General features: G+C 35.3%; 11 protein-coding genes. 6 read left to right on the top strand and 5 right to left on the bottom strand.

The annotated features are described in order from the left end of the window. Nucleotides 1-452 precede the first annotated feature (452 nt). The 5 genes from ileS to BUC21_RS01055 are packed head-to-tail and all read left to right on the top strand — an operon-like array spanning nucleotide 453 to nucleotide 6,281. On the top strand, nucleotides 453-3,872 hold the full coding sequence (gene ileS / locus BUC21_RS01075) for an isoleucine--tRNA ligase (protein WP_073398665.1): 3,420 nt from the start codon (nucleotides 453-455) through the stop codon (nucleotides 3,870-3,872). Between the two features lie 24 nt (nucleotides 3,873-3,896). Then, a complete protein-coding gene (locus tag BUC21_RS01070) occupies nucleotides 3,897-4,277 on the top strand; it encodes a TraR/DksA family transcriptional regulator (RefSeq protein ID WP_073398664.1) in 381 nt (126 codons plus the stop codon). After that, complete coding sequence (locus BUC21_RS01065) at nucleotides 4,278-4,952, top strand: lipoprotein signal peptidase (RefSeq protein WP_073398663.1); 675 nt, start codon at nucleotides 4,278-4,280, stop codon at nucleotides 4,950-4,952. Beyond that, nucleotides 4,930-5,937: a DUF4296 domain-containing protein gene (locus tag BUC21_RS01060; protein ID WP_073398662.1), complete on the top strand. Its 1,008-nt coding sequence runs from the start codon at nucleotides 4,930-4,932 to the stop codon at nucleotides 5,935-5,937. Before BUC21_RS01065 ends, BUC21_RS01060 begins: the two co-directional genes overlap by 23 nt. Further along, a complete protein-coding gene (locus BUC21_RS01055) occupies nucleotides 5,937-6,281 on the top strand; it encodes a hypothetical protein (protein ID WP_073398661.1) in 345 nt (114 codons plus the stop codon). The genes BUC21_RS01060 and BUC21_RS01055 overlap by 1 nt, the downstream gene beginning before the upstream one ends. Nucleotides 6,282-6,356: 75 nt before the next feature. On the opposite strand, the gene BUC21_RS01050 is transcribed toward BUC21_RS01055, so the two are convergent. Next, a complete protein-coding gene (locus BUC21_RS01050; protein ID WP_073398660.1) occupies nucleotides 6,357-7,577 on the bottom strand; it encodes a DEAD/DEAH box helicase in 1,221 nt (406 codons plus the stop codon). Between the two features lie 89 nt (nucleotides 7,578-7,666). Beyond that, nucleotides 7,667-8,902: a phosphoserine phosphatase SerB gene (gene serB / locus BUC21_RS01045; RefSeq protein ID WP_073398659.1), complete on the bottom strand. Its 1,236-nt coding sequence runs from the start codon at nucleotides 8,900-8,902 to the stop codon at nucleotides 7,667-7,669. A gap of 257 nt (nucleotides 8,903-9,159) precedes the next feature. On the opposite strand from serB, the gene BUC21_RS01040 reads away from it, so the two are divergent. Next, complete coding sequence (locus BUC21_RS01040; protein WP_073398658.1) at nucleotides 9,160-9,654, top strand: TlpA family protein disulfide reductase; 495 nt, start codon at nucleotides 9,160-9,162, stop codon at nucleotides 9,652-9,654. Between the two features lie 117 nt (nucleotides 9,655-9,771). On the opposite strand, the gene BUC21_RS01035 is transcribed toward BUC21_RS01040, so the two are convergent. The 3 genes from BUC21_RS01035 to lon are packed head-to-tail and all read right to left on the bottom strand — an operon-like array spanning nucleotide 9,772 to nucleotide 14,467. Then, nucleotides 9,772-10,866, bottom strand: coding sequence for an LptF/LptG family permease (locus BUC21_RS01035; RefSeq protein ID WP_073398657.1), 1,095 nt, complete (start codon nucleotides 10,864-10,866; stop codon nucleotides 9,772-9,774). A gap of 11 nt (nucleotides 10,867-10,877) precedes the next feature. Further along, nucleotides 10,878-12,008: a tRNA guanosine(34) transglycosylase Tgt gene (gene tgt, locus BUC21_RS01030; RefSeq protein ID WP_073398656.1), complete on the bottom strand. Its 1,131-nt coding sequence runs from the start codon at nucleotides 12,006-12,008 to the stop codon at nucleotides 10,878-10,880. Then, nucleotides 12,005-14,467, bottom strand: coding sequence for an endopeptidase La (gene lon, locus BUC21_RS01025; protein WP_073398655.1), 2,463 nt, complete (start codon nucleotides 14,465-14,467; stop codon nucleotides 12,005-12,007). The genes tgt and lon overlap by 4 nt, the downstream gene beginning before the upstream one ends. Between the last annotated feature and the right edge of the window lie 97 nt (nucleotides 14,468-14,564).

Here is a 14,564-nt window from a genome sequence, read left to right as displayed (position 1 = left end):
ATTTGATCTAGCGTTGATCTGGCAATCTAGCACCTTGTTCCGTTCAGATTTTAATTCTGATATTGGTTGCTTAAAGTGTTGGTTACCGGTTGTGATTCTGTTATTACTCGCAAAAGCGCTTGATCGCTAGATCACTGCTAGATCAAATAGAATTGATCTAGCAGTGGTAACTTGTTTATAATTAGTTTGTTATATGTGTAGCGCTAGATTGCTAGATATAATACGATTTTTTTATTTTCTCCCGCTTTTCTTGAAAACAGATATCGTAATTGGAAGAATCTCTATGATTGCATTTTATTTAGATCAAGCATCTAAGAAAAACTAATCACAATTATAATATTCTGTTTAGTTAATAATTGTTCGCCTAAAAATGTTATATAAAAGTTTCTATATAGCCTTTTTTTTGTAAATTTGCACCTTAATTTTTAGGACGAATAGAAATAACATAAAATATGAGTAAGAGATTTACTGAATATTCTCAGTTTGACCTCTCGCAGGTAAACAAAGATGTACTAAAGAAATGGGATGAAAACGGTGTTTTCGCCAAAAGTATGACAGAACGTGAAGGCTGTCCTTCGTTTGTGTTTTTCGAAGGACCTCCATCGGCTAATGGTATGCCGGGTATTCACCACGTAATGGCTCGCTCCATTAAGGATATTTTCTGTCGCTATAAAACAATGAAAGGTTTTCAGGTTAAGCGTAAAGCCGGATGGGATACTCACGGACTTCCTGTAGAACTTGGTGTTGAAAAGGCTTTAGGTATTACAAAGGAGGATATTGGAAAATCTATTTCTGTAGCAGAATATAATGCTGCTTGTCGTAAGGACGTGATGAAGTTTACCAAAGAATGGGAAGACTTGACTCACAAAATGGGATATTGGGTGGATATGAAAGACCCATACATCACTTATGATAACCGCTATATTGAAACTCTTTGGTGGCTATTGAAGCAACTATACAAAAAAGACTTATTATATAAAGGATATACTATTCAGCCATATTCACCGGCTGCAGGTACTGGTTTAAGTTCTCACGAATTGAACCAACCGGGTTGTTATCGCGATGTAAAAGATACAACTGTGGTTGCTCAGTTTAAGATGAAGAATCCTAAAGCAGAAATGGCCGCATGGGGAACTCCTTATTTTATGGCATGGACTACAACTCCATGGACTTTGCCTTCAAATACTGCACTTTGCGTAGGACCAAATATCTCTTACGTGGCTGTTCAGTCATATAATTCTTATACAGGCGAACCTATCACTGTAGTTTTAGCTAAAGACTTGATTAGTGCACACTTTAATTCTAAAGCTGCCGATCTGAATCTTGAAGATTACAAAGCAGGAGATAAGCTGATACCATTTAAGGTTATTGCTGAATACAAAGGTGCTGATCTTGTTGGCATGGAGTACGAACAGCTTATGCCTTGGGTAAATCCGGGTGAAGGTGCTTTCCGTGTAATCCCTGGAGATTATGTTACTACAGAAGATGGTACAGGTATCGTTCACATTGCTCCAACATTTGGTGCCGACGATGCTCGCGTTGCGAAAGCAGCAGGTATTCCTCCATTGCAACTGATTAACAAGAAAGGTGAGCTTCGCCCAATGGTTGATCTTACCGGTAAATTTTATACTTTAGATGAACTTGACGAAACTTTTGTAAAAGAGAAAGTTAACGTTGAACTATATAGCGAATATGCAGGCCGTTTCGTTAAGAATGACTATGATCCTAATCTTACAGAAAAAGATGAAACACTGGATGTGAGTCTCTGTATGATGATGAAGGCTGCCAATCTTGCATTCAAGATTGAAAAGCATGTTCACAACTATCCTCACTGCTGGCGTACAGACAAACCTGTACTTTATTATCCTCTTGACAGCTGGTTTATCAAGTCTACAGCATGCAAAGAACGCATGATGGAGCTTAACAAAACTATTAACTGGAAACCGGAATCAACAGGAACAGGACGTTTTGGAAAATGGTTGGAAAACCTTAATGACTGGAACCTTAGCCGTTCTCGTTACTGGGGAACTCCGCTTCCAATCTGGCGTTCAGAAGATAACTCGGCAGAGATCTGTATTGAATCTGTAGAGCAATTATATAACGAGATAGAGAAATCTATCAAGGCTGGCTTTATGAAGGAAAATCCTTATAAGGGATTCGAAGCAGGCGTTTATACAAAGGAAAATTACGAAAAGATTGATTTGCACCGTCCGTACGTAGATGATATTATCCTCGTATCAGAAGATGGCAAACCAATGAAACGTGAAAGCGACCTTATCGACGTTTGGTTCGATTCTGGTGCAATGCCTTACGCACAGATTCACTATCCATTCGAAAATAAAGAACTACTTGATAACCGTGAAGTATATCCGGCAGATTTCATTGCAGAAGGTGTTGACCAGACTCGTGGATGGTTCTTTACTCTGCATGCAATTGCATCTATGATATTTGATAATGTAGCTTATAAAGCTGTAATATCAAACGGATTGGTACTCGATAAGAATGGTAATAAGATGTCTAAACGTTTAGGTAATGCTGTAGATCCATTCTCAACTATTGAGAAATATGGTTCGGATCCTTTGCGCTGGTACATGATTACAAACTCGTCTCCATGGGACAACCTGAAATTTGACGTAGAAGGAGTTGAAGAAGTACGCCGTAAGTTCTTCGGCACACTATACAACACTTATTCATTCTTCTCATTATATGCAAATGTAGATAACTTTGCTTATCAGGAAGCCGATATTCCGGTAAATGAACGTCCGGAAATTGACCGTTGGATATTGTCTGTACTTAACTCTCTGATCAAGGAAGTTGATACTTGCTACAATGAATACGAACCAACAAAGGCAGGACGTCTGATTTCTGACTTTGTAAACGATAACTTGTCTAACTGGTACGTTCGCCTTAACCGTAAACGTTTCTGGGGAGGTGAATATACTCAGGATAAACTTTCTGCATATCAAACTCTTTATACTTGTCTTGAAGCAGTAGCTAAATTAATGGCGCCAATCGCTCCATTCTACGCTGACAGATTATACACTGACTTGATCAATGCTACTGGTCGTGATAATGTTGTTTCTGTTCACCTTGCTAAGTTCCCCGAATTTAATGCAAATCTTATAGATAAAGATTTGGAAGCAAGAATGCAGATGGCTCAGGATGTAACTTCTATGGTTTTAGCTTTACGTCGTAAGGTAAGCATCAAAGTACGTCAGCCACTTCAATGTATCATGATTCCTGTTATAGACGAAAAGCAGAAAGCACACATTGAAGCTGTAAAGTCGCTTATCATGAGCGAAGTTAACGTGAAAGAGCTTAATTTTGTTGATGGAACAGCCGGTATTCTTGTGAAGAAAGTGAAATGCGACTTCAAGAAACTTGGACCAAAATTCGGTAAACAAATGAAAGCCGTTGCCGCTCTTGTTGCAGAAATGTCTCAGGATGCAATTGCCGAGCTGGAAAGAAATGGTAAATATACTTTGATGATTGACGGAAATGAAGCTATTCTTGATGCAACAGACGTAGAAATCTTCAGTGAAGACATCCCAGGATGGTTGGTTGCTAATGAAGGAAAACTAACTGTAGCACTTGAAGTTACTATAACCGAAGATCTACGTAAAGAGGGTATTGCTCGTGAATTAGTAAACCGTATTCAGAATATTCGTAAATCTAGCGGGTTTGAAATTACTGATAAAATAAAAATTACATTATCTAAAAATGAACAGACAGATGATGCGGTAAATGAATATAATTCTTATATTTGTAACCAAGTATTGTCTAATTCTCTCATTTTAGCTGATAATGTAACAGACGCGACAGAATTGAATTTTGACGATTTCTCTCTATTTGTAAATGTAGTAAAAGAATAAATAAAACTTTAAAGCAATATAACTATGGCAGAAAAGACGAGATACTCTGATGCGGAATTGGATGAATTCCGCACTATAATCAAGGAAAAACTTGAAAAAGCTCAACTTGATTACGATCAGCTTAAATTAAGTATAATGAATCAGGATGGTAATGATATAATTGATACATCACCAACATACAAAGTTCTGGAAGAAGGAGCAAATACTTTGTCTAAAGAAGAAGTAGGCCGTTTGGCTTTAAGACAGCAAAAATTTATTCAAAGTCTTCAGGCTGCTTTGGTGCGTATTGAAAATAAAACATATGGTATCTGTCGTGAAACAGGAAAATTGATTCCTGCAGAACGATTACGCGCTGTGCCTCATGCAACATTGAGCATTGAAGCTAAAAATGACGGAAAAAAATAAATGAAAATAAAAATTACGAAAGGACAGATATCTGTTCTGATTATAATTTCTGTACTTGTAATTGACCAAATAATAAAGATCCTCGTAAAAACAGGAATGTATTTACATGAAAATATTCGTGTTTGCGGGGATTGGTTTTACATTTATTTTACTGAAAATAATGGAATGGCTTTCGGAATGGAAATATTCGGGAAGCTATTTCTTACATCATTCAGAATCATTGCTGTATCATTAATTGGTTATTATATAGTTAAGGTTGTTAAGAAGAATTATAAAACTGGCTATATAGTATGTCTTTCAATGATACTTGCTGGAGCATTAGGTAATATCATTGACAGCATATTTTATGGAGTAATTTTTAGCGCAAGTGTTCCTGAAAATTATATTAATGCTTCGTTGGCTACATTTATGCCTGACGGCGGAGGTTATTCTTCCTTGCTTTACGGTAAGGTAGTAGACATGTTTTATTTCCCAATAATTGATACAACATGGCCTAGCTGGATTCCGTTTGTTGGTGGCGAACATTTCATATTTTTCAGTCCTATATTCAATTTTGCCGATGCTTCAATTAGTTGCGGTATAGTAGCTCTTCTTCTCTTTTATAGTAAATATCTGAATGAAGGTCATTCTACTAAAAAAGAAGTAATTAATAATGATGAACCACAAACTAAATAATTTTTTTGTAGGGTTTGTTCTTCTTTCTTGCATTGGATTATCCTCTTGTAAAAAGAAAATGCCTGCTGATGTGCTTTCAAAAGGTGAAATGGAAGATGTTTTGGTAGATTATCATTTAGCCAAATCAATGGCTGCAAATTTGCCACCTGAAGAACATTATAAGCAAGCGCTGTATATGAATTATGTTTTTGAAAAATATGGCATAACAGAAGAAGCTTTTGACCATTCACTTGAATGGTATTCTCGAAACACAGAGGACTTTGTAAAAATTTACGATGAAGTTACTAAAAGACTGACTTCCCAAAAAGAGGATATCACTAATTTAATTGCTTCAAGCGGTGAAAGTGAACAACAACAGTCGCAGACCGGAGATACCGTAAACGTATGGCGCAAACAAAAACTTTATAAGTTAACTCAATCTAAAGCTACAAATAAGTTCTTCTTTACTATCTATCCAGATAGTAATTACAAAGAGAAAGATATTATTTTGTGGAGCATCAGGTGTTCATTTGTTTCGGCAAAACAACATCCTCAGGATGCTGTTATGTCATTGAATATTAAATATAGCACAGATTCAATTATTTCTGAAACAAGAAATATCAGATATTCTGGTATGTATGACATACGAATTCAAAATGATTCAGCTTGCAAAATAAAGGAGATTAAAGGATTTGTTTATTACGATCAGCTTAGCCATTTCTCTAAAGATGCTTTAATAGTAGATAAGATAGCATTAACAAGGTACCATGTAAAGAAGGATACCAAACAGATGACTAAGATGTCTCCTGTTAATAAAGTTGATTCATTGAAGAAGGATACAGCTAACAAGCATGAAGTAATACAGAATACGCAACCTGTGGTTATTGATACTGTTAACAAAACAGATTTCAGGACATCAGGACCTCGTCGTAAAAGCAAGAAAAATGCAAGTAACGATATGCGTAATATTAATAATCAACCTACTCAGCAACCGAGAATTAGATAATGAAACAAATAGCTTCTCATTATCTAATTCTTTCTCCTGATAACTTGTATAAGAAACAAGTAATAGAAATAGACCAACAACGCTTGGTCCGTTTCTTTACTTTGGAAGAAGAAATTGAATCCGTAATTTGGTTATCAGGAGTACTATTTTTATCAAAAAAAGAAATAAATCTCAGCGAGATTAGAAAGGAGCTTAAAAACTCAATAGGAGAGAAGCTGCTAGATTTCATATCTGAATATTCTACGAATACTAAGTTAGGAGACCCTGTTTTTGTATACTTAATTGGCTCTGTAGATTTATTTAATCTCGCAATTGTGAATGAAACTTATATCGAAAAGATATAATCTTCTTCTAAAAAAAAAGTGACAATACCTTTATATATTGCCACTTAATATTGTTTTATACTGAAATAAAGCTGATTATTTTTCTTTTCTCTTTCCTGAAAACTTTTTCTTGCCTTTGAAATTACTTTTTCTATTATGTGAACGTGGGTTGTATTCAGGAGCCTCACCTAAGTTTTCAGGAACAGGAATTTTATAAATTGTCTTTTCTAAGAAATCTTCAATTGATTTAAACGCTGTTTGTTCCTTCTCATTGACAAAAGTAATAGCAACTCCATCATTATTAGCACGGGCAGTACGACCAATACGATGTACATAATCTTCTGAATCGTTAGGCACATCATAGTTTATGACCAATCTTATATCGTCAATATCAATACCTCGGGATACAATATCAGTAGCTACTAAAATATTTATTCGACCATTTTTAAACTCACGCATAATAAATTCGCGTTGAGATTGGTCTAAGTCTGAATGCATTTCGCCTACATTCAGCTTTAATCTTTTCAACGATTTTGTAACTTCTTTAACTTTAAGCTTTGAGGATGCGAAAATAATAGCCTTTTCAGGCACTTCATCTATAAACAGACTTTGTATAATATCTAATTTCTGATTTTCATAGCATACATAAGCCGCCTGAATAATTTTCTCAGCTGGTTTTGAAACAGCAAGTTTAATTTCAACAGGATCTCTTAAGATATTGTTTGCCAATTTTTGAATATTAGCTGGCATAGTAGCAGAAAACATAATTGTTTGTCGCTCTTTTGGCATTAACTTTACCACTTGCATAATGTCATCGTAAAATCCCATATCGAGCATACGATCTGCTTCATCAAGAACAAAATAAGAAACACGTGATAAATCTACATAACCTAAACTTAAATGACTCAGAAGACGTCCGGGAGTTGCAATTACAACATCAGCACCTAATGTTAGTCCTTTTTTTTGCTGCTCAAACTGAATACCATCACTTCCTCCATATACAGCAACACTGGAAACCGGCATAAAATAAGAAAAGCCTTCCATTTGCTGATCTATTTGCTGAGCTAACTCTCGCGTTGGAGACATTATGATACAATTTATAGAATCATCAGGATGTTTTTCACGTGAAAGTTTATCTAATATAGGAAGTAAAAATGCAGCAGTTTTACCTGTACCAGTCTGCGCAACAGCAATTAGGTCTTTACCTTCAAGAATAACGGGGATAGCGTTTTCTTGCACAGGTGTGCACTCATCAAAGTTCATGGCATCAAGCGCCTGAAGCACTGTGTCATTTAAATTAAGTTCCGAAAATTTCATTCATCAAATTATTAATATACAAAGATAGAAAAAAGAATGCACGATTTGTATTCTGCACTAAGAATTGTTAGTAACTACAATCATAAGCATTACAATTTTCCTTGTTCATCCAGATAGGAATCTTTAAAACCTAAGAAATACAAAACTCCATCCAGCCCAATCGTGTTAATTGACTGTTTAGCATTCTGTTTCACTTTTGGTTTTGCATGATAAGCAATTCCTAACCCGGCAATTCCAAGCATTGGAAGGTCATTTGCACCATCACCAACAGCTATAGTTTGTGCTATATCTACATTTTCTACCTGAGCTATCAATCTTAATAATTCTGCTTTTCGTTTACCATCAACAACATCTCCTAAATATTTTCCTGTAAGTTTTCCATCGATTATCTCTAATTCGTTAGCATAAACATAATCAATACCATATTTTTGTTTCAGGTAATTTCCAAAATAGGTAAATCCTCCTGAAAGGATTGCTATTTTATATCCGTAGCGTTTTAAAACAAACATGAGACGATCAACACCTTCGGTAATAGGTAATTTCTCAGCAATTTCTTTCATTACCGATTCATCAAGGCCTTTCAGTAAAGCAACTCTTCTACGAAAACTTTCAGTAAAGTCAATTTCACCACGCATTGCACTTTCCGTAATAGCTTTAACTTCATCGCCAACACCAGCTCTCACCGCTAGTTCGTCAATAACTTCTGTTTCTATCAATGTTGAATCCATATCAAAGCATATTAAGCGGCGCATTCTACGATACATGTTATCTAACTGAAGCGAATAGTCCATATCAAGTTCACCTGATAACTTCAAGAGCTTAGCTTGCATCTCTTCGTGATTTTTTGGATTTCCACGAACAGACAACTCAATACATGATCGTATATTTGCCTTTTGCTCGTCAAGAGGAATACGGCCAGTCAATCTCTTTATTGCATCAATATTCATTCCTTGATCCGCTACAATCCTTGTAACTGCAGATATTTGAGTCGCCGAAAGCTTCCTCCCTAAAAGAGTCAATATATATCTGTTTTTTCCTTGCATACCTACCCAGTTCTCATACTCCTCAACTGAAATAGGATAGAAACGAATTGTTATGCCTAAAGAAGAGGCTTTAAATAAAAGCTCTTTCATAATAAAGCCGGAATGATGTTCCTCTGTTTTAAAAAGAATTCCTAAAGATAGTGTATTGTGGATATCGGCTTGACCAATATCTAGAATGGTTACGTCGTATTTAGCTAATATTTCTGTAACAGAAGCTGTAAGTCCAGGGCGGTCTTCGCCAGTAATACGTATTAATATCAATTCTGTTGCTGATTCATTCATATTTTACTCGTTAATTTGGCTGCAAAAGTAGTCAATTTTTGTATGTTTTATCATAAAAAATATGAAAAGTAGCCGCTTAATAGATACAATATTTGGATTTATAAATTATATATGCTTATATTTGCCTTAGGCTTCTAAAAAATAATGTTTTGATTTTCAGACAATTCGCTTCTGAAAGCACACAAAACCAGATAATGTTCCGGGTAGAAGCTGCTGTTTAGGGCAGTCCTGGATAGTATTAACTAAAACCTAATTACATGAAGTATGTAAAATGGCTTTTTGTTGTATTATTAATCACTTCCTTGACTTCTTTTGTTGGAAAAGACAAACCCACTGGCGGTTTGAACATTGGAGATGTAGCTCCCGATTTTAGTTTCAGAACTACTCTCAAAAATCATCAACTTAATTTGAAAGACCTGAAAGGTCAGTATGTGCTAATTAACTTTTGGGCTAGTTATGATGCGCAATCCAGAATGCAAAATGTTAGTTTAAACAATGCAATCAGGGATTCTTTCAAGAAAGTTAAATTTGTTTCCATCTCGTTTGATGAATATCAGTCGGTTTTTAAGGAAACAGTACGTAAAGATCAAATAGCATCACTTGTTTGTTTCGTTGATACAAAAGGTGAAACCTCTGAAATCTTTAAAGAATATAGCTTAGATAGAGGTTTTAGTAGCTATTTATTAGATGAAAATGGTGTAATTATAGCCAAAAACATCTCTGCATCTGAACTCTCTTCTTTTATAAATTAAGAGAGGACAATTACTTAAGGGAAAAGAATACAACAAAAACAAAGTTCCGCAACTATTGTCATATAACAATGTTGCGGAACTTTCATTTTTATCAAATTTTAAATCCTACTCCCCCTTTTATTTAGGAGCATTATGATAAAGAGCTATCGCTATAATAGTAAATACCATATTGGGGATCCATACTGCTATCATCGGCGGAACATTTCCATTAATTGCAAATGTAGAAGATACTGTTTGAAACATGATATAAGTAAAACTTAAGCCGATACCGAGTCCTAAATGCAATCCCATTCCCCCTTTAATTTTACGGGAGGAAAGAGCCAGCCCTATAGTTGTTAAAATGAACGAGGCAAATGACATTGCAATTCGTCTTTCATACTCAATCTCAAACTCTTTTATATTTGCAAATCCACGTTGCTTTTGCTTAATAATGTATTCGCGTAAAGCCGGACTGGTCATTGTTTCTTGCTGATTCTTCATAATAAGGAAATCAGATGGTTCCATTACTATCGTCGTATCTTTTTTGTCTCCACGATAAAGCTTCTCTTTTAGTCCATTTAACTCTCGCACCATATAATCATGAAGAGTCCATTTATACAAAGAGGTAGAATCGTATGAAATTGATTGCGCAGTAAGGTGTGAAACTAATTTCTTATCCTTGAATTTATCTAAGGAAAAATGATATCCTGTTTTATCGTAATCTTGATACCTTTCAATATAGGCTATAACACCAGTATCTACTTCCAATTGGACATTCCGAACAAAATCTTGCTTTTTCTTCTTAACGTATTTATCTTCAAAATTTAGCTTAGTAACATTACCTTTAGGAATTACGTAAGAACCTAAACCATAAGTAAAAATAGAAATAATAGCGGCAGAAATCATATATGGACGCATCAGTCGTTTAAAACTAATTCCCCCAGCAAACATTGCAATAATCTCTGAATTCTCAGCTAGTTTTGATGTGAAAAATATAACAGAAACAAAAACAAAAAGAGAACTGAATAAGTTAGCAAAATATGGAATGAAATTTATATAATATTGGAAAATGATAGCTTTTAGAGGTGCCTCATTTTCCATGAACTTATCCATCTTTTCATTGATGTCAAATACTACGGCTATAGAAATAATCAAAGCAATTGAGAACACATATGTTCCCAAAAATTTCTTGATTATATACCAATCCAGCCGTTTAAGAATTCTTCTGCTCATCCTTTTATTTGTTATAATCTTGTCGAAATCCGATTAACCATCATAGGCTTCCATGTAGAAAAATCACCCGCAATAATATGTTTACGAGCTTCACCAACCAACCATAAATAAAATGCCAGGTTATGAATCGATGCAATCTGCATAGCTAACAATTCTTGTGCATGAAATAAGTGACGTAGATATGCCCTTGAATATAGCGTATCTACATATGAAGCTCCATCGGCTTCAATAGGAGAGAAGTCTGTTTCCCATTTCTTATTACGCATATTCATAATACCGTTTTTAGTAAATAACATACCATTACGGCCATTACGGGTAGGCATAACGCAGTCGAACATATCAACACCTCTTTCTATTCCTTCCAGAATATTCACAGGAGTTCCTACACCCATGAGATATCGAGGTTTTTCTTTTGGCAAAATTTCATTTACCAATTCAATCATCTCGTACATTTTCTCTACTGGTTCTCCAACTGCCAGACCACCAATAGCATTTCCATCGCATTCTTTCGAAGCAATAAACTCTGCAGACTGTTTACGCAGATCAGGATAAACACATCCCTGAACGATAGGAAATAATGATTGATTATATCCGTATTTAGGTTCCGTCTCATTGAATCGCTTCAAACAACGATCTAACCACCGATGTGTCAAGCCAAGAGATTTTTTAGCATAGGCATAATCAGAATCTCCAGGAGGACACTCATCAAAAGCCATCATTATATCCGCCCCAATTATACGTTCTATATCCATAACCTTTTCGGGGGTAAATATATGCTTGCTGCCATCAATATGTGAACGGAATTCAGCACCTTCTTCTCTTAACTTTCTAATGCCAGATAACGAGAAAACCTGAAATCCGCCACTATCTGTAAGCATAGGACGATCAAAACTATTAAATTTGTGCAACCCACCTGCTTTTTCCAGAACATCCAATCCCGGACGCAAATACAGATGATAAGTATTACCAAGAATTATCTGCGCTTTAATATCCTGGATTAATTCTGTTTGATGCACAGCCTTTACAGAACCTATTGTTCCAACAGGCATAAAAATCGGAGTCTCAATCTGCCCGTGATCAGTAGTTATTAATCCGGCACGAGCATTTGATTTAGAATCCGTGTATTGTAGGTCAAATGTCATTTACTTTTTGGTTTCATGGAGAAATCAATCGCATCAGCAACTTTTTCATTAGTTAGTGCCAGTGCAAATACTTCTTTAATATCACTTACATAGTGGAACGTCAATCCTTTAAGATAAACTTCCTGAATTTCGTCTATGTTCTTTTTGTTCTCAGTACTTAAAATAATCTCTTTTATTCCGGCACGCTTAGCTGCTAAAATCTTTTCTTTTATACCACCAACAGGAAGTACCTTTCCACGTAGGGTAATCTCACCTGTCATAGCCAAATTGCTTTTTACTTTTCTCTGGGTTAAAGCAGAAGCTAATGAAGTTGCCATAGTGATACCAGCAGATGGACCATCTTTTGGAATTGCACCTTCCGGAACGTGGATGTGAATATTCCAGTTTTCGAATATTTCATCATCAATAGCCAAAATAGAAGAGTGGGCTTTAATATACTCTAAAGCTAACATAGCAGATTCTTTCATTACATCTCCCAAGTTTCCAGTTAAAGTAAGTTTTCCACCTTTACCTTTGCTTAAGCTTGTTTCAACAAAAAGAATTTCGCCACCAACTGCAGTCCAGGCAAGTCCGGTTACAACTCCTGCATATTCATTTCCCTGATATTTGTCCTTCGAATATTCTTCAGCTCCAAGTAAATCATATAAATCTTCAGATTTTATATCCTTTTTGTTGAAAAAGCCATCAGTCGCATATTGGCGAGCTAATTTTCTCAGAATCTTACCAATCTTCTTTTCAAGTTCACGAACACCACTTTCACGAGTATATGATTCTATAATTGTTTCTAATGTATCTTTCGGTATTTTAATATCATTCTTGGAAATACCTGTGGCATCCATTTCTTTAGGTACAAGATGTCGACGAGCAATTTCAATTTTTTCTTCTGTGATATATCCACTTACCTCAATCAATTCCATGCGATCCAATAATGGTTGAGGAATTGTATTAAGATTATTTGCTGTTGCAATAAACATTACTTTTGATAAGTCATAATCAACATCCAGATAATTATCGTGAAATGTTCCATTCTGTTCAGGATCAAGCACTTCTAGTAATGCCGATGATGGATCTCCCTGGCGGTCAGCTCCAACTTTATCTATTTCATCCAGAATGAAAACCGGATTAGATGAACCTGCTTTAATTAAGCCTTTGATTATACGTCCGGGCATTGCACCAATATATGTCTTTCTGTGACCTCTGATTTCTGCTTCATCATGAATTCCACCTAAAGACATTCTGATATATTTTCTTTTCAGTGCAGCAGCAATTGATTTACCTAAAGAAGTTTTACCTACTCCCGGAGGGCCATAAAGACATATAATAGGGGATTTTAAATCTCCTTTTAATTTTAATACAGCCAAATGTTCAAGAATTCTTTCTTTTACCTTTTCAAGTCCATAATGGTCTTTATTCAGAGTTTTTTCAGCATTCTTTAAATTGAAATTATCTGTAGAATAGACATTCCAAGGCAAACTTAGCATTGTTTGCAAGTAGTTTAGCTGAACACTATAATCTGGTGATTGCGAATGAGTACGTTCCAGTTTAGCCAATTCTTTATTGAAAATTTCATTGACTTCTTTGCTCCACTGCATTTTAGTTGCTTTCAGGCGCAACTCTTCAACCTCCTGATCTTGTCCGCCACCAAGTTCATCTTGAATCGTTTTTATCTGTTGCTGTAGAAAATATTCTCTTTGTTGCTGATCAATATCTTCTCTGGCGCGCATTTGAATAGATGCCTTTATTTCAGCTAGCTGTACTTCTCTATTTAGAATTTCCAAAAGATGATAAGCTCTTTCCTGCAAAGAATTAATCTGCAGTAATTCCACCTTTTCATCTTTCTTTAAAGGCATATTTGTGCATATAAAGTTAATCAGGAACATTTTGTTACTGATATTTTTTATTGCAAAAGCTGAATCCTGATGTAAAGTTCCTGAAACTTTTATGTATCTAATAGTCAAATCTTTGCAAGCATCAACCAGGGCATCAAATTCTTTATTTTCTTTTGCTGGTAATGCTTCTTCCAGTAACTTAACTTTGCCTAACAAATAAGGGAATGTTTCTGATAGACTTTCTAGCTCAAAACGTTTCATTCCCTGAAGAATTACAGTTGTGGACTGATCGGGCATTTCAAGAACACGAACTATTTTTGCAATAGTTCCGATTGTATGCAAATCTTCAAAATCAGGGTTTTCAGTTTCAGCTGCTTTCTGACAAACAACTGCTATATATGCATTATTTTTATATGCATCATTTACAAGTTTCAGTGATGATTTTCTTCCTACAGATATTGGTAATACAACGCCTGGGAATAAAACCATATTCCGCAGAGGTAAGACAGGAAGGCTGTCATCCACTTTAATATCAAACATCTGTTCCTCATTACCTTCAAAATCTGCTATAAATGAGAAACCATTATCATTTGAGTCTTCCATTTCACTTAAATATCCTTTTTTTATCATTTTATTTGTTATTCGAGGTTATATCTTTCGATAGTTAAAACCGACTGCAAAGGTAATCTATTCTTTATTAAAAATAAAACTCCAATGAAAGAAAAGA

The organism is Bacteroides luti (genome assembly GCF_900128905.1).
In the GTDB taxonomy this organism is placed as follows: Bacteria; Bacteroidota; Bacteroidia; order Bacteroidales; family Bacteroidaceae; genus Bacteroides; species Bacteroides luti.
Note: the sequence above shows the minus strand (reverse complement) of the source record. Positions and strands in the feature narration are given on the sequence as shown.